The sequence below is a fragment of the Ruegeria arenilitoris genome, assembly GCF_013032855.1.
Taxonomy (GTDB): domain Bacteria; phylum Pseudomonadota; class Alphaproteobacteria; order Rhodobacterales; family Rhodobacteraceae; genus Ruegeria; species Ruegeria arenilitoris.
Genome location: NZ_WQDA01000001.1, coordinates 536,131 through 552,528, shown reverse-complemented (window position 1 = coordinate 552,528; position 16,398 = coordinate 536,131). Strand labels below are relative to the sequence as shown.

At 61.5% G+C, this 16,398-nt stretch carries 17 protein-coding genes; 5 read left to right on the top strand and 12 right to left on the bottom strand.

Annotated features, from left to right (window positions below; all coding sequences use genetic code 11):
- Positions 1 to 108: 108 nt before the first annotated feature.
- From GOW72_RS02665 to GOW72_RS02625, 9 genes are all read right to left on the bottom strand, one after another.
- Positions 109 to 2,562 (bottom strand): GcvT family protein, encoded by a 2,454-nt coding sequence (locus GOW72_RS02665; RefSeq protein ID WP_170364952.1) that lies wholly within the window; start codon positions 2,560 to 2,562, stop codon positions 109 to 111.
- A gap of 87 nt (positions 2,563 to 2,649) precedes the next feature.
- Positions 2,650 to 3,633, bottom strand: coding sequence for a GlxA family transcriptional regulator (locus GOW72_RS02660; RefSeq protein WP_170366001.1), 984 nt, complete (start codon positions 3,631 to 3,633; stop codon positions 2,650 to 2,652).
- Between the two features lie 9 nt (positions 3,634 to 3,642).
- On the bottom strand, positions 3,643 to 4,536 hold the full coding sequence (locus GOW72_RS02655) for a homocysteine S-methyltransferase family protein (protein WP_170364950.1): 894 nt from the start codon (positions 4,534 to 4,536) through the stop codon (positions 3,643 to 3,645).
- 12 nt (positions 4,537 to 4,548) lie between these two features.
- A complete protein-coding gene (locus GOW72_RS02650) occupies positions 4,549 to 5,601 on the bottom strand; it encodes an alcohol dehydrogenase family protein (protein WP_170364948.1) in 1,053 nt (350 codons plus the stop codon).
- A 12-nt stretch (positions 5,602 to 5,613) separates the two neighbouring features.
- A complete protein-coding gene (locus GOW72_RS02645) occupies positions 5,614 to 6,090 on the bottom strand; it encodes a cupin domain-containing protein (protein WP_093964282.1) in 477 nt (158 codons plus the stop codon).
- 15 nt (positions 6,091 to 6,105) lie between these two features.
- Positions 6,106 to 8,553 carry a GcvT family protein gene (locus tag GOW72_RS02640; protein ID WP_170364946.1) on the bottom strand — a complete coding sequence of 816 codons (2,448 nt, stop codon included), beginning with the start codon at positions 8,551 to 8,553 and terminating at the stop codon, positions 6,106 to 6,108.
- 15 nt (positions 8,554 to 8,568) lie between these two features.
- Complete coding sequence (locus GOW72_RS02635) at positions 8,569 to 8,949, bottom strand: GFA family protein (protein ID WP_170364279.1); 381 nt, start codon at positions 8,947 to 8,949, stop codon at positions 8,569 to 8,571.
- A 4-nt stretch (positions 8,950 to 8,953) separates the two neighbouring features.
- Positions 8,954 to 9,577, bottom strand: a complete 624-nt coding sequence (locus GOW72_RS02630; protein ID WP_170364943.1) for a LysE family translocator — start codon at positions 9,575 to 9,577, stop codon at positions 8,954 to 8,956.
- Positions 9,577 to 10,146 (bottom strand): helix-turn-helix domain-containing protein, encoded by a 570-nt coding sequence (locus GOW72_RS02625; protein ID WP_093964278.1) that lies wholly within the window; start codon positions 10,144 to 10,146, stop codon positions 9,577 to 9,579. The genes GOW72_RS02630 and GOW72_RS02625 overlap by 1 nt, the downstream gene beginning before the upstream one ends.
- A gap of 54 nt (positions 10,147 to 10,200) precedes the next feature.
- Between GOW72_RS02625 and GOW72_RS02620 the strand changes: the two genes are divergently transcribed.
- Both GOW72_RS02620 and GOW72_RS02615 read left to right on the top strand, forming a co-directional pair.
- On the top strand, positions 10,201 to 10,533 hold the full coding sequence (locus GOW72_RS02620) for a DUF1294 domain-containing protein (RefSeq protein ID WP_342355334.1): 333 nt from the start codon (positions 10,201 to 10,203) through the stop codon (positions 10,531 to 10,533).
- A gap of 38 nt (positions 10,534 to 10,571) precedes the next feature.
- A complete protein-coding gene (locus tag GOW72_RS02615; RefSeq protein WP_170364940.1) occupies positions 10,572 to 11,468 on the top strand; it encodes a cation diffusion facilitator family transporter in 897 nt (298 codons plus the stop codon).
- Between the two features lie 5 nt (positions 11,469 to 11,473).
- On the opposite strand, the gene GOW72_RS02610 is transcribed toward GOW72_RS02615, so the two are convergent.
- Together GOW72_RS02610 and GOW72_RS02605 are read right to left on the bottom strand one after the other, a co-directional pair.
- Positions 11,474 to 11,929 carry a GAF domain-containing protein gene (locus tag GOW72_RS02610; RefSeq protein WP_170342295.1) on the bottom strand — a complete coding sequence of 152 codons (456 nt, stop codon included), beginning with the start codon at positions 11,927 to 11,929 and terminating at the stop codon, positions 11,474 to 11,476.
- 73 nt (positions 11,930 to 12,002) lie between these two features.
- A complete protein-coding gene (locus GOW72_RS02605; protein ID WP_170364938.1) occupies positions 12,003 to 13,175 on the bottom strand; it encodes an acetyl-CoA C-acyltransferase in 1,173 nt (390 codons plus the stop codon).
- Positions 13,176 to 13,275: 100 nt separating this feature from the next.
- On the opposite strand from GOW72_RS02605, the gene GOW72_RS02600 reads away from it, so the two are divergent.
- The 3 genes from GOW72_RS02600 (at position 13,276) to GOW72_RS02590 (ending at position 15,862) form a co-directional block, all read left to right on the top strand.
- The gene (locus GOW72_RS02600; RefSeq protein ID WP_170342291.1) at positions 13,276 to 13,614 is read left to right on the top strand and encodes an STAS domain-containing protein; all 339 of its coding nucleotides are present in this window, start codon (positions 13,276 to 13,278) and stop codon (positions 13,612 to 13,614) included.
- A 20-nt stretch (positions 13,615 to 13,634) separates the two neighbouring features.
- Positions 13,635 to 14,096, top strand: a complete 462-nt coding sequence (locus GOW72_RS02595) for an ATP-binding protein (RefSeq protein WP_170342288.1) — start codon at positions 13,635 to 13,637, stop codon at positions 14,094 to 14,096.
- Positions 14,097 to 14,284: 188 nt separating this feature from the next.
- A complete protein-coding gene (locus GOW72_RS02590; protein ID WP_170364935.1) occupies positions 14,285 to 15,862 on the top strand; it encodes a gamma-glutamyltransferase family protein in 1,578 nt (525 codons plus the stop codon).
- A 24-nt stretch (positions 15,863 to 15,886) separates the two neighbouring features.
- Here GOW72_RS02590 and hspQ read toward each other — a convergent pair whose 3' ends face one another.
- Positions 15,887 to 16,213 carry a heat shock protein HspQ gene (gene hspQ / locus GOW72_RS02585; RefSeq protein WP_170341320.1) on the bottom strand — a complete coding sequence of 109 codons (327 nt, stop codon included), beginning with the start codon at positions 16,211 to 16,213 and terminating at the stop codon, positions 15,887 to 15,889.
- Positions 16,214 to 16,398: the final 185 nt, after the last annotated feature.

Here is a 16,398-nt window from a genome sequence, read left to right as displayed (position 1 = left end):
TTCGGCTATGCTTGGTTTTCCGGTAAAGTCTTGGCCAGATGGAGGCCTCGTCAAGAACCTCCATCCGGCGCTATACAATTGCATAGGAGCAACGCCCCCAACCCGCCATCAGACCTTCACACGTTCGGATTTCGGGTCGTACATGGGTTTGAGCGACGCCTCGGCGCGGACCTTTACTCCGCAGACGTCAATCTCGTATGTCGAGGACAGCACGTCGGCCGCGCTTTCGCCCTTGCAGGAGACATAACCCATGCCGATCGCACCACCCAAAGTGTGGCCATAGTTTCCTGAGCTGATGTAGCCCACATATTCGCCATCTCGGATAATCGGTTCGTTGTGGAACAGCAGCGGTTCAGGGTCGGTCAGCTTGAATTGCACCAGCCGGCTGTTGGGGCCGCTGTCCTTGCGAGCAATCACCGCATCTCGGCCAATGAAATCACATCCCTTGTCCACCTTGACGGCAAAGCCGAGACCGGCGTCCACAACGTGATCTTCACAGGTGATATCATGGCCGAAGTGACGGAAGCCCTTTTCGATCCGGCAGCTGTCCATCATGTGCATGCCGCACAGCTTCAGGCCCATGTCCTGCCCAGCCTCGTGCAGCGTTTCAAAAACGTGGCCGGCCATATCCGACGACACGTAGACCTCCCACCCAAGTTCGCCCACATAGGTCACGCGGTGAACGCGTGCCAAGCCCATTCCGATCTCGATTTCCTGGGCGGTGCCGAATGGGTTTGCCGCGTTCGAGAAGTCGTTGGGCGAAACTTTTTCAAGCAAGGTCCGCGCGTTGGGCCCCATCACCGCCAGAACGCCTTCGCCGGCCGTGACATCGGTGATGACCACATTGAAATTGCCCGAATGACGCATCATCCACGTCTGGTCGGCCAGTCGCGTCGCCGCCGGGGTCACGACCAGATAGGCGGTCTCGGAAAGGCGGGTCACTGTCACGTCTGCCTCGATCCCGCCATGCCGGTTCAAGAATTGGGTGTAGACGATCTTCCCGTTTGGAACCGCGTAGTCGCCGCCACCGATATAGTTCATGAAAGCCTGGGCATCGGGGCCTTCGACCCGAATTTTTCCGAACGAGGACATGTCATACATGCCCACGTTCTCGCGCACTGCGCGGTGTTCGGCGGCCGAGTTCTCGAACCAGTTCTGGCGCTTCCAGCTGTAGCGGTATTCGCGTTCCTGCCCCTCATTGGCGAACCAGTTCGCGCGCTCCCAGCCGGCCAGCTCGCCAAAGACGGCGCCGTTTTCTTTCAGGTGATGGTGGAACGGCGTCCGGCGCACGCCGCGCGCCGTGGCCTTTTGCCGATAGGGGTAGTGGTCGGCATAGAGCAGGCCCAGCGTTTCCTTGGACCGCTCGAACAGATACTGCTTGTTGCCCTGGAAGGGCTGCATCCGGCTGATGTCCACGTCGCCCAGGTCAAAGGGTTTCTCGCCACTGTCCATCCATTCGGCCAGCGCCATGCCCGCGCCGCCCGCAGACTGGATCCCGATCGAGTTGAACCCGGCCGCGACCCAGACATTGTCCATCTCGGGCGCAAGCCCAAGGTGATAGGCGTCGTCGGGCGTGAAGGACTCAGGGCCGTTGAAGAAGGTATGAATCCCGGCCTCGGCCAGCATCGGCATCCGGTTGCAGGCGGCCTCGAGGATCGGTTCGAAATGGTCGAAATCCTCAGGCAGTTGGTCGAATTCGAAGCTGTCGGGAATTCCGTTCATGGCCCAGGGCTTGGCATTCGGCTCGAACGCACCCAGAAGGATCTTTCCGGCATCTTCCTTGTAATATGCGCATTCGTCCGGCACCCGCAGAACCGGCAGCTGGGTCAGCCCGTCGATGCCCTCTGTCACGATGTAGAAGTGCTCGCAGGCATGCAGTGGTACATTGACACCTGCCATGCGCCCCACCTGATGGCCCCACATCCCGGCGCAGTTCACCACCATGTCGCATTCGATATGGCCCGAGGCGCTGCCGTCATCCGCCATCCAGTCGACGCCGGTAACTTTGCGGCCCTGCTTTGCGATCTCGGAGACTTTGACCCGTTCCTTGACGACGGCGCCGCGCTGACGGGCACCCTTGGCCAGCGCCAGCGCGATGTTGGCTGGGTCGCCCTGTCCGTCCAGCGGCAGATAGACCGCGCCCTTGACCCCATCCAGATTCAGATGCGGATACAGCTCGGCCACCCGCTCGTTCGAGATCTCCTCGACCTCGACCCCGAAGGCGCGGGCCATGGCGGCCTGGCGATAGATTTCTTCCTTGCGCTCGTCGGTCAGCGCTACGGTGATCGAGCCGCAGCGTTTGAACCCAGTAGCGACACCGGTTTCCTCTTCGAGCGCGCCATAGAGTTCCTGGCTGTACTTGGCCAGTTTGGTCATGTTCGCGGTGGCCCGCAGTTGTGCGATCAGGCCCGCCGCGTGCCAGGTCGTGCCACTGGTCAGCTGCTTGCGCTCCAGCAGAACAACGTCGCTCCAGCCTTTCTTGGTCAGGTGATAGGCCACCGAGCATCCGATCACACCGCCACCGATGATCACCACGCGGGCCTTGCTGGGAAGATCAACCATTCCGAAGTCTCCAATCTCGAGTCGGTTTCAGAATGCCACGAACAGGCGACAAAAAATGCAGCAAAAACGTCAACTGCGGCACAAAAATCACCGCAGCGCCGATTGGCGTTTCTGGCGGCGCAGAGCGAATGGCGTGATCCCGAAAAAGCTTTTGTAAACGGATGAGAACCCGTTGGGAAAGCCGCAGGCGAGGCCGATTTCACGCACGCTCATAGTGGTATTCAAAAGCAGGTTGTTGGCCTTGGCCAACCGCATCTCGCGATAAAACCCGTTCGGCGTGGTGCCGAAGAATGTCTTGAATTTGCGCTCCAGCGACCGGTTCGACATTCCAAGCTCTTCGACCAGTTGATTGATGGGCAACGGATCTTCGATATTGGCCTGCATCAACTTGATGCACTGATCCAGCCGGGCGTCCCCGGTCGTTGTCGTCTTGGCGCCCGAAAACGGCTGCAACGACGAAAAGTCGCGGATATGTTCATGCAGCATGATGTCGGCCACCGTCATCTTGGTCGGGCCCGAGATGTGACGCCCGATCACCGCCAGTGCGATATCGGCCGTGGCCCCCATTCCCGCGCAGGTCACGACCGGGCCCTGCTCGGTCGCGATCGAAAGCTTGGCCTCGAACCGGGCGCCGCGTTCGCGGAAGATCGACGCGTTTTCCCAATGTGTTGCCATGTCGGGCGTGCCGTGTTCGTCGATGTATCGGCTGGCGGCCTCGGCCAGCAAAAAGACCTGCGCACCGCGATAGGTATAGTCGGACACAACCCGGCCCAGCGACAGCTCGGGCTGGTCCGGGTCGGTGTTGCCGATCACGAACAAATAGTCGGCGTCCGGTTGGCGTGTAACGGGCTGGGTCGGAATGCTGGCGCCGCTGCTGCTGACGATGGTCCCCCCCTTGAGCGACCGATAGGTATAAGTGAACGGCGGGTGCGGACAAACCCGATTGGCGAGACGCAACACATCCACCACCGACGCCAGTTCCAGCAGAACGAAGCCCGGCGCGGTGATGATGTCAAAATGCCATTGCGCCTTGACGCCTTCGGGTTTTCCAAGGTCCGGTTTCTCCACCATCCTTGCCACTCACACAATCCTGTGCCCGGCCGAGCGCAGGGCTTTGGCCAAAGCTTCGATGTGCTCTGGGCCCACTTCGCAGCATCCACCGATGATCGTGGCCCCTTGGTCAACCCAACTCATCGCATGTGCGGCATAGGCGGACGGGTCGAGATCGTGGCGCGCCTCCAGCGCGTCGACTGTCGGAGCGTCTTTCAGGAAGCCGTCGGAAATCCGGGTGAAACCATTCGCGTAGGCACCGTAAGGTCTTTGAAGTGTCGCAAGGATCTCCAGCGCCGCGGGCACCGCCTCGGGCCGGGTGCAATTGATCAGAACCGCCTGAGGATCGAAGCGTTCGAGCAGTGGCGCGATCGCGCCCAGCGGTTCGCCCGACCTCAGCCGCTTACCGTCCTCGTCCATGACCGACAGGGCCAGCCAGACCGGCTTGCCACAGCCTTCAGTTCCACGCAGCGCGCCTTCGGCCTCGGTCACGGACGAGACGGTTTCGATCAGAAACAGGTCCACCCGGTTCTGCATCAATCGCACCAGCTCCGCGAATTTCTGCGCGGCCTCGTCGGGATCGGGGTTCAGATCGGGGCGATAGGTGGCCAGCAAGGGGCCCAGCGCGCCGGCGATACGCCCCGCCCGCCCATCACGCGCCAGTTCGGCCTGTGTCAGAGCCGCATCGATGAGTTGCTCCAGCTGGTCCTCGATCCCCGCTCGTACGAGGCGAGAGCGGTGCACGGCGTAGGTGTTTGTTGTCGCGACGGTTGCCCCGCGGTCGAAATAATCCCGATGGATGTCTCCGACCAACCCCGGCTCGTCGATCATTACGCGGGTTGACCACAAGGCAGTTGGCTGTTCGCCACGACGTTTGACCAGCTCTTGACCGATCGAACCATCCAACAGCGTGATGTCTGCCATCTCGGTGCCTCCTTACGGTACGAGAACCAGCTTTCCGGGCAGGGTCTTTGATTGAAAGTCCGTCTGCGCCTGCACGATCTCACGCAGCGGGTAAGTCTTGGAAATCAACGGCTTGATCCGACCCGCGTTCATCAACTCGACCAACCGGCCGAAGACCTCGAAAGCCTGATGGGTGCAGCCGTGGATCGTGATGTCACGCAGGTAGATCTCGCGCAGGTCGGCCTGCACGATCGGGCCGGCGATGGCCCCGGACACGGCATATTGGCCGCCCGGCTTCAGCGTCCGGATCAGTCCGGGAAAGGCCGGGCCGCCGACTACGTCGATCACCACGTCAAAGCTGTCCGGCGGCAGCGGCGTGTCGCGGTCGAACGTCCCAGCCGCACCCTGCGCCCGCACCACTTCGGCCTTGGCCGCACTGGTCACCGCCCAGACGGTTGCTCCCCGCAAGGCTGCCAATTGCACGGCCGCCAGCCCGACGCCGCCCGAGGCGCCGGTGATCAGCACCTTGTGCCCGGCAGTCACGCAGGCGCGGGTCAACAGGTTCTCGGCCGTGCCAAACGCACAGGGGATGGCGGCGATTTCCACATCCGACAGCGGTGAGGCGGTCACGTCATAGAGGTCATCCGCCTCGAGCAGGCAGTATTGCGCAAAAGCCCCGTCGATCTCGGACCCAAGCGCGATGAAGCCTGTCGGGTTACCCGGGCGCGGGCGCGGCAGGTTGATCGGGCAGGTCACGCGTTGCCCCGGTTTGAAGCCGGCACCCGGCCCGATCTGCTCGACTATGCCGCAAAGATCTCCGCCTTGAATGCGGGGAAAGGACAGCGCGCCGCCCCACCCGCCGGCTTCGACCTCTTGGTCAACCGCGTCCGTCGCGCCGGTGACGTCCGAGGAATACCATCCGATCCGCGTGTTGATGTCGGTGTTGTTGACGCCTGCCGCGACCACGCGGACCAGAACCTGCCCGGACCCGGGTTCTGGAACCGGAATATCCTCGCGCCATTCCAGAACTTCTGGACCACCGTGACCTGTCAGATAGACACCGCACATCGTCTTTGGAGCATTCATTTCGCTGGCTTCTCAGGTCTGGTCGTCGGGATGGGGCGGCACCGGCCCCATCGGCACGATGTCGTAGCGGGCATTCAGATCGGCCATCTTGGCCTCGTCCTCAAAATCTGCCTGGGTCATGGTTGCCAGTTCCGCAAGGAAACCGTCAAACCCGGAGGGTTGAAAGATCATGAGCATTCGTGCCGGTTTGTTGTCGGCGACGCGGCAGGCATGCGGCACACCCGGCGGAACATGCATGGTGGTGCCCGGCGTGCACAGGTGCCAATCTCCGTCGACGTAGAAATCCACGGCGCCCTCGAGGAAATAGAAAGTCTCGGCGTGGCTGTCGTGGCGATGAAGGCCAAGCGCGAAGCTGGCCTTCAAGTTGTCTTCCATCAGGGTGTAGGCCCCGCCCGTGTCCTGACCGGAAACCTTCACGAAGGTATGGTCATTCTCCCAGTCATAGTTGGGACCCTCACCGGGTCCCTGCTTGGAATATCGCGGGCGCATATGGGCCTCCTTGTTTCAGGCGCGCAGCCGCTCGTTTGCGGGATCCCACAGCGGCTGATCCTCCTGTACCACGGCGCGACACTTTTCGCCGTAGATTTCCACCTCAAGCTCGGTGCCCGGGTTGGCCAGATCGGCCTTGATCATACCCAGCGCGACGGACTTGCCGACACGATAGCCCCAGGCGCCCGATGTGGTCTCGCCCACGATCTGGTCGCCCTGCCAGATGCAGGACATGTAAGGCGCATCGCAGTCACCGGCCTCGACGACCAGAGTAACGAAAGACTTCTTCACTCCACGCTGCTTTTCCGCCAGCAACGCGGCCTTGCCGGGGAAATCCTGCGGCTTGTCGAACTTGGCGAAGCGCTCCAGCCCGCCTTCCAGCAGCGAGTAGTCGGTGCTGAGGTCGCCCTTCCACGCGCGGTATCCCTTTTCGATGCGCAGGCTGTTCAGCGCATACATGCCGAACGGCTTGGCCCCGGCGGCAAGGATCGCGTCATAGATCGCGGGCATGTGCTCGTTGAGCGAATGCACCTCCCAGCCCAGTTCACCGGCAAAGGACACACGGATCAGGTGGGCGGGCTGTCCGGCCACGGTGGCCGCCTGATGGGTCAGCCAACCCAGCGAGAGGTCGGCATCGGTCAGACCCGACAGGATCTCACGCGATTTCGGACCGGTCACGATCAGCGTGTCGCGGGTGGTGGTCACGTCCTCGACCGCGACGCCCGCGGGCATTGCGTTCATCAGGATGTCGCGGTCGTGCCATTGCGCGGTGGCGGCGGTGATCATCACGAACTCATCCTCGCCCAGGCGCATGCAGGACATCTCGGTCAGGATGCGGCCGCGATTGTCGGCGATGTAGACGAGGTTGATCCGCCCCACCTTGGGCAGGCCGCCGGTGACCAGCCCGCGCAGCGCCTCGGCCGCGCCTTCGCCCTTGACGACAAAGCGCGAGAAACCCGGCAGGTCGAGCACGCCGCAATGGTCGCGCACGGCCTCGCATTCTTCCTTGATCCGCTGCTCCCACGGACCCGAGCGGCCCCAGGTGTGGGTGCTTTCCTCGGAGGTGTCGTCGCCCGGCTGCGCGAACCAGTTGGCGCGCTCCCAGCCGTTGTAGGCCCCCATGACGCCGCCCAGTTCCTTGACCTTGGCATGCACGGGCGACAGCTTCTTGTCGCGCGCGGCGGGCCATTCGTGATGGGGGAAGTGCATGGCGTATTCGTTGCCGTAGACCTCCATGCCCTTCTGGTTGCAGTAGTCCTGATCGGTGTAATCGGTGTAGCGTCGCGGATCGACGGCCCACATGTCCCATTCGGTGGCACCATCCACGATCCATTCGGCCAGCACTTTGCCTGCACCGCCGCCTTGGGCGATGCCGAAGGTGAAGGTATGCGCCTCGAAGGCGTTCTTGACGCCGGGCATCGGCCCGATCAGCGGCAGGCCGTCGGGCGCATAGGGGATCGGCCCGTTGATCACGCGGCCCACGCCCGAGGTCGCCATCAGCGGCACCCGCTCCATTGCGTCAGTGACGATGTCCTCGATCCGGTCCAGATCGTCGTTCCACAGCTGGAAGCTGAAATCCTCAGGCATCGGGTCGTCCTCGGTCATCCAGTGGCCCTTGCAATTGGGCTCGTATGGGCCAAGGTTGAAGCCGTGCTTTTCCTGTCGCAGGTAGTAGGAGATATCCACGTCGCGCAGCAGCGGCAGCTTGCCACCGTTTTCCTTGGACCAGGCTTCGACCTCGGGGATCTCGTCGGTCAGCAGGTACTGGTGGCTCATGACCATCGCGGGCACGGTGCGGCCGCCAAAGGGTTTGAACCATTCGCCCACGCGCTGCGCGTAGTAGCCGGCCGCGTTGACGACATAGTCGCAGTCGATGTCGCCTTTTTCGGTGTGGACGGTCCAGGTGCCGTCGTCATGCTGGGTCACGCCGGTGGCCGGGCAGAACCGGATGATCTTCTGCCCCATGTCGCGTGCGCCCTTGGCCAGCGCCTGGGTCAGCTGCGCAGGGTCGATGTCCCCATCGGTCGGGTCATACAGAACGCCCTCAAGATCGTGAGTTTCCAGGAACGGATAGCGTTCCTTGGCCTGCTCCGGCGTCCACATTTCCATCGGGATTCCCTGGTAGCGGCCCATCGACATGGCCCGCTGGAACTCCTGCATCCGCTCTTTGCTGTGCGCCAGACGGATCGAGCCGGACACGTGGTAGTTCATCGGGTAGTCGACCTCTTCGCCAAGACGTGAATACAGCTCGGTCGAATAGCGCTGCATGTTCATGATCGCCCACGAGGTCGAGAAGGTCGGCACGTTGCCTGCCGCGTGCCAGGTTGAACCTGCGGTCAGCTCGTTCTTTTCCAGCAGAACGCAGTCGGTCCAGCCCTTTTTGGCCAAATGGTACAGCGAGGACGCCCCTACGACGCCGCCACCGATGATGACCACGCGGGCCTTGGTCGGAAAATCGCTCATGTTTCTAGATCCCTGTCATTGTGCCCTTTGGGGCAGTTCATCCGTGATGTCGTAGTAGTCGCCCTTGTCCGCCACGAAGATGTGGCGAGCCAGTTTCAACTGAGTGGGCTGGTCCAGTGCGCCCATCGAAACCGAAATCGTGTCTTCGTCCTTGTGCTGCCAGAACAGAAAGCTTCCGCATGCCTTGCAGAAACCACGCCGGGCCGTGTCCGAAGCCTGAAACCATCCCAGAGTATCGCTGCTGTTCAGGGTCAGGTTGTCCTGGTGGGTCGCGGTCGAGGCCCAATAATGCCCTGACTGCCGCCGGCATTGCCCGCAGTGGCAGGCCGAGGGCGGTGACAGCTCTCCGTTGATCGTGAAGGCAACCGAACCGCAAAGGCACGATCCTGTATGCATGGCTCTATCCCCTTCCTGCAGGTGCCGCGCTGGTTCCCAGCAGGACGCCATAGATGATGAAACAGGTGGCCATGATGCGGCGCACCCAGACGTTGAACACGGCGCCCAGCGCCGCCTTGCCCATAAGCGCGCCCAACAGTGTGAACCCGGTGTAGCTGAGCGTCGTGATGATCAGCGCCGTCGGCACGATGATCGCCATTTGCTGCCAGATCGGCACATCAGGCTGCACGAACTGGGAAAAAGCGGCCAGGTAACCTGCGACGCTCTTTGGATTGATCGTGGCGACAGCCAAGGCATGGAGGTACACATGGCGGGCCGGGCGCTGGCTGGCCGGTGCGGGACGCGTGGCGTTCACCCACCCCCGGAGTCCCATCCAGATCAGGAACCCCGCCCCGATCAGTTTGGCCACGAAAAACCCGGTTGGCGAGGCCGCGATCAGGGCCGTCACCCCCAGAGCCGACAGGATCAGAAAGGCGCTGGCCTGGGTCAGGATCGCCAGGACCCCAAGCATCGCCTTGGGAAATGGCAGGCTCATCCCGTTCGAGATGCAATTCACCGCATTCGGACCCGGCGTGGTCACGAACACCACCCAGAACAGCGCGAATATGGTCCAGGCCTCAAAGCTCATCAGTACACCGGCGGTGCGATCACCCAGACGGCCACGGCGGGTTCGTCGTAAGGGTTTGCCCATTGGTAGGGTTCGTGCTTGATCCGAAAGCTGTCCCCGACGCCGACGGTGAAATTTCGGCCTCCGATCGTCAGGTCGAGACGGCCCGAGATCATGTATCCAACCTCTTGCGTCGGACGGTTGGCCGGGGTCTGCATCCGGGAATGGGGCTCAAAGGTGGAATGCACCATCTCGAAATCATCTGTCAGGTCAGGTGACAGCAATTCCTCGATCAGCCCTTCCTCGCCCGACCCCATCGGCCGGCGCGAACCGGCGCGCACCACATAGCCCTGTTCCTCGGCCAGAACGCCGGTGTGGGCGAACAGCATCGACATCGGCACGCCCAGGCATTCCGCGATCAGGCGCAGATCCGAGATCGACGGAGCAGACAAATCGCGCTCGACCTGGCTGAGCCAGCCCACCGACCGGTCCAACCGCGAAGCGATATCGGTCAGCGTCAGCCCGCGCGCCTTGCGCAGCGCGCGAATGTCCGCCCCCAGCGTCGCAGCGATATGGGCCTGATCGTTCATGCTCCCCCTCGATTCATGAAATTTACGTCACATTTTTCACGATGTCCCGAATCGGTGAAAATTCCAAGATATTTTTCACTACCGATCCTGATCCTTCCGCGCTATGGCTGCGGAATGTGGATCGTCATTCTGTATTTCTGGGCCATCAACGCTTTGACTTTGCTGGTGTTCGGCTGGGACAAGCTGCGGGCGATCCGACGCAGACGGCGTGTCCCGGAGAAGTGGCTTTTGCGACTGGCGCTGTTGGGCGGCAGCCCCGCAGCTTTGTTGGGTCGCTGGATATTCGGGCACAAGACCCGAAAAAAGCGGCTGACGACTCTGCTGTATGCCATTACGGCTCTGCAGGCGGGCGCGATCTACCTGTTCCTCACCTACAGTTCTGTTTGAAACTGGCATTTGGCAGTGCGATCGGGCAATGGTTGCACATGATTGACAGAACTTCGTCCCAGGCGCTGGCCATCGGGTCAGTGGCGGTGTCCCTGCTGGTGCTGCTGCTCAAGGTCCTGGCATGGCATTTGACCGGGTCGGTCGCTCTGTATTCCGACGCAATGGAGTCGTTGGTCAACGTGGTTGGCGCGCTGCTGGCGTGGTTTGCCATTCGGATGGCGGAACGTCCTGCCGACAGCAATCATCCTTTCGGACATCACAAGGCCGAGAACTTCTCGGCCATCGCCGAGGGGACCCTGATCGTTCTCGCCGCAATCCTGATCATTCAGGAAGCCTGGGGCGCCTTGTTCGCGCCTCACCTCGACCAGCTGGGGCCGATCGGGCTGGCCGTGAACGCAGCGGCCATGGTTCTGAACCTGGTCTGGGCCCGCGTGCTGATCTCGGCGGGTCAGAAACGGCGCTCGCCAGCCATGACGGCCAATGGGCGTCACCTGATGACCGACGTCTGGACCTCGGCCGGGGTCTTGCTGGGACTGATCCTCGTATTGCTGACAGGCTGGGCCGTTCTTGACCCGCTGCTGGCCAGTCTGGTGGCCGCGAATATTCTGCGCGAAGGTTGGAAGGTCATTTTCCATTCGGCAGGAGATCTGATGGATTCAGCGGCCCACACCGAGGACACCGACATCATCGAGGCCGCCGTTCGGAACTCGTCTCAGGGCGCCTTGCAGATTCACGATCTTCGCACCCGTCGGGCCGGCAAAGCCGTGTTCATCGAATTTCATCTGGTCGTCGATCGCAACATGACAGTCGGTGACGCCCACGACATCTGTGACGCGATCGAAGATGCAATCGCCGAAAAGCTGCCCGAGGCCCGGACCATCATTCACGTGGAGCCGGACTCTCAGCTCAAAGCCTCGGGGATCGAACCGGAATAAAGGTTCTACAGACGCCCGAAAACCTGCGCGAGGATACGCGACAGCCCATCGGCATCGGCCTGCTCGAACGCATCGGGCTGATCGCTGTCGATATCAAAGACCCCGATGACCTGCCCCGCAGAGTCCCGCACCGGCAGAACCAGTTCGGACCGGGTCGACGAGGCGCAGGCAATGTGCCCCTCAAACGCATCCACATCCGGGACCAGCTGAACCTCTCCGGTGCGCGCCGCCGCCCCGCAGACCCCGCGCGAGAACGGAATGACCAAACACCCGTGCCCGCCTTGATAGGGTCCGATCTTCAACAACTCCGGCTCGGTCACACGGTAAAACCCTGTCCAGTCAAAGCGGTCGTCGCTGTGATGCACCTCGCAGGCGACGGTGGCCATCAGAGCGACCTGATCAGTTTCACCTTCCGTCAGGGCTTCGATGGTTTTGGACAAGAGCGCGTAGTCAGCTTTCATGGGGTCATTTCCAATGTGCAACCGGGCCGCAACCTCTGCGGCCCGGTTCAGCTAATGGCAAAAAGCCAAAGCGTCAAACCCGCTCGATCGCGATTGCGGTGCCTTCGCCGCCTCCAATGCAGATCGCGGCCACTCCGCGCTTCAGGCCACGCTTCTCGAGTGCATTTAGAAGCGTCACCATGATGCGTGCACCTGAGGCACCGATCGGATGACCAAGGGCGCAGGCGCCACCGTTGACGTTGACCTTGTCGCGCGGCAGGCCCATTTCGTGCATGAAGGCCATCGGAACAACGGCAAACGCCTCGTTCACTTCCCACAGGTCCACGTCGTCCTTGCTCCAACCGATCTGTTCCAGCAGCTTCTGCGCGGCCGGGACCGGAGCCGTCGTGAAAAGGTCGGGCGCCTGGGCGTGGCTCGCGTGGCCCAGGATGCGGGCACGTACATTCAGGCCGCGCGCCTCGGCCGTGTCAGCCGCAGCAAGAACCAGCGCCGCTGCGCCATCCGAGATTGACGAGGAATTGGCCGCCGTCACCGTGCCATCCTTGCGGAATGCCGGCTTCAGCGTCGGTATCTTTTCCGGCCGCGCCGATTTGGGCTGCTCATCCGAATCCTGAATGATTTCACCTTTGCGGCTTCGGACCGTGACGGCTGCGATCTCGTCCGAGAAGGCCCCGCTGGCCTGCGCTTCGAGCGCGTTCGACAGCGATTTCAACGCGTATTCGTCTTGCGCCTCTCGGGTGAATTGATAAGCCTCGGCGCAGTCTTCGGCAAAAGTGCCCATCAGGCGGCCCTTGTCATAGGCATCTTCCAACCCGTCCAGGAACATGTGATCCACCACCTGGCCGTGACCGATACGAGCCCCGCCGCGCATCTTGGGCAGCAAGTAGGGCGCATTCGTCATGCTTTCCATCCCACCCGCAACCATCGAGTCTGCATGGCCAAGCGCGATCTGATCGAACGCCATCATCGCCGCCTTCATGCCCGACCCGCACATCTTGTTCAGCGTGGTCGCAGGCACCTCTTCACCCAGACCTGCCGCGAACCCTGCCTGCCGCGCCGGAGCCTGCCCCTGACCGGCGGGCAGAACGCAGCCCATCAAAACCTCGTCGACCGTCTGCGTTTTGGCGTTTTCAAGCGCCGCACGAATGGCGACGCCACCCAGTTCCGCCGCAGGCACGCCGTCGAACATTCCTTGAAACCCGCCCATCGGCGTCCGGGCCGCACCAGCGATCACAACCTCTTTCATGTGACGACTCCTCCTTTTGTCGAGTGCTTGGATACCGAATGGTAAGAAATGCCGTCTAGCGTATTTCTACGATCGATCGACGGAATCCGAGGGAAGTCACTTGGCACTGAGCAGCAAAACGACAGGCGAGACGCAGATCATCACAGTCGACGCCGCCCGCATCGACGCCGCCATGGCGATACAGTTCAAGGAAGACATGCGGACCCAAACCGCAGATGGTGCCGGTCGGATCATCCTGGATCTGTCTGCGGTCGAGTTCATAGACTCCAGTGGATTGGGCGCGATCGTGGCGTCCATGAAGCAACTTGGAAATGGGCGCAGGCTGGAACTGGCAGGATTGCAGCCTGTCGTGGCCAAGGTTTTTCGGCTGACGCGGATGGATACGGTTTTCAAACTGCATCCCAACTTGGATGACGCGCTGGCCTCCGAGTTGGAGTGAAGCGTCAGGGGGCAAATGGCGTGACAGTCAACTGCGAAGACGGCCGACTCGAAGTGGCGTTCCCTGCCGTCGAAGCCGAGGCCAGCCGCGCCATCGCTTCGTTGCACGCGGGGCTGTCGAATCTCGGTTTGCCGGGGCAAAAGACTGCCGACATCAAGATCGTGTTGGCCGAGGCGATCAACAATGTTGTCGAACACGCCTATGCTGAGCGCGCGCCCGGAATGGTTCGGGTTTCCGTGCTGGACTCCAAAGATTACCTGGAGGTCCAGATCACTGACACCGGGCACCCCTTGCCCGGCCTGAAGATGCCTGATGGTATTCCCGCCAGTGTGGAAACCGATACTTCAAACCTGCCCGAAGGTGGATTCGGTTGGTTCCTGATCCGCACATTGGCCGACGAGGTGCGGTATGACCGCAGAAACGGCCAAAACCTGCTATTCTTGCGGTTTGAGCGCACAAAAAAAGCGGATCGGCCACAATAACGCCCAGATCGGACCATTGTCGCGCCGCAAACGACCGGCAGAAACAAGGGGTAGCTCAGATAGCTTCCCTCGGCGCCATGTGTCACAGCCCCCACCCAGTGAACGGCGCCGAGGACCTTCTCCTTGAAATGACTGGACATCAGCCAACGGCACCCTAGTGTCGACGCGTTCAGGAGGAGACCCATTCCATGCGCGATTTTCACGCCCCCGGCCGTTCCGAGGTTTTATCGACCGAAGGGATGTGCGCAACCTCGCATCCGCTGGCTGCAAAGGTGGCGCTGGATATTCTGGGCCGCGGCGGAAACGCAATGGACGCCGCCATTGCCGCGGGCGTACTTCTGGGCATCTGCGAACCGCAGATGACAGGTCTGGGTGGCGACTGTTTCGTTCTTTACAATCGCGCTGGCGAAACGAAGGTGCGCGCGCTGAACGGATCCGGGCGGGCGCCCGCTGGCGCCTCGGCCGAAGATCTGCGGGCCCGTGGGTTGGCTGCGGTGCCACTTGACGGCCCCGAAGCGGTGACGATCCCCGGGGCTGTTGACGCATTCTGCCACCTGTCAGAGGCCGAGGGTCGATTGGGGATCGAGGCCCTTCTTCAACCTGCAATTCACTATGCCGAAACGGGCGTTCCGGTTGCACCTCGCGTCGCGCATGACTGGTCGATCGGGGCCGAAACGCTGCAGGGCGCAGCCCGGGATCACTATCTGATCGACGGCCGCGCCCCAACGACAGGTCAGGTGTTTCGCGCTCCGGGTCAGGCAGAAGTCCTGCGTCGCGTGGCCCGAAGGGGGCGTGACGCCTTTTACGAGGGCGAAATCGCCGATGACATGCTGGCCGCGTTGAATTCCCGAGGCGGTGTTCATTCGGCCACGGACTTTCACGACACAAAGTTCATCGAAGCCTCACCGGTCGGAGGTGACTACCGCAACGCTGAACTGCTGGAACATCCGCCGAACGGACAAGGCGCGACTGCGATCCTGCTTCTCAACATCCTCAAGCATTTCGACATTGCAGGCATGGACCCGTGGGGCGCCGAACGGGCGCATATCGAAGCCGAGGCGACCAAGCTGGCCTACGATGCACGCAACCGGTTCATCGCCGACCCGGATCAGTCGTCGCGCATGGAACATTTTCTGGCGCCGGAAACGGCGGCAAAGCTGGCCGAGCTGATTGATCCCCGGCGCGCCATGACCGCCGCCGCCCCGCTGACCGAAGCGGTGCACAAGGACACGGTTTATGTCACGGTCGTCGACCGGGATCGTATGGCTGTTTCTCTGATCTACTCCATCTTCCACAGCTTCGGATCGGGCATCGCCTCGGAAAAGTTTGGCATTCTCCTGCAGAACCGCGGATGTGGTTTCAACCTTGAACCGGGACATCCGAACGAACTGGGCGGCGGCAAGCGCCCGATGCACACAATCATTCCCGCGATACTGAAGCAAAACGGGCAGATAGCTATGCCGTTCGGCGTGATGGGCGGGGCCTATCAGCCGACAGGCCACGCGCGCCTGGTTTCCAACCTTCTGGATTTCGACTTGGGGCTGCAGCACGCCGTCGACGCACCCCGCGTTTTTGCCGACGGTTCGATCTTGAAGATCGAACCCAGTTACGATCGCAGGATCGCGCAACAATTGTCGGAAATGGGGCACAATGTCGTCGAAACGGAAACGCCTCTGGGCGGCGCCCAGGCGATCCGAATCCGTCAAAGCGGAGTATTGGAGGGCGCCAGCGACCCCCGAAAGGACGGTTGCGCTTTGGGTTACTGACGCCGCAACGGCGTCAACACCGTATCAGTTCAGTTGGAAGTGCAGCGGATAGCTGCCGTCCTGAAACGGCCCGAACATGTTGGGAATATCAGGATGATCAACAGGTTCGCCAGACTGGTCGGCAATCAGATTTTGCTCTGATACATAAGCCACATAGAAGGATTGATCGTTCTCGGCCAGCAAATGGTAGAACGGCTGATCCTTGATCGGGCGGCTGTCTTCGGGAATTGCCTCGTACCATTCCTCGGTGTTCGCAAATTCCGGATCCACGTCAAAAATCACCCCTCGGAAGGGATGTTTCTTGTGACGAACCACCTGGCCTAGGCGGTACTTTGCATGTGTCTTCAGCATTGTTTCAGCCCCCAAGGCACTTACTAAACCTTTCCGCCGGCAATTGCCAATCATTGATCTGAAATTCGCGGAAACAGTCTGTGAACCTATGCCTGACAGTCGTCGGCCTGCTGCAGGGTTTCTTATACGATTGTGATTTCCTCGGCCTGCAATCTGCGCTAGAATAAAGAAAAAAGGCACGAGGC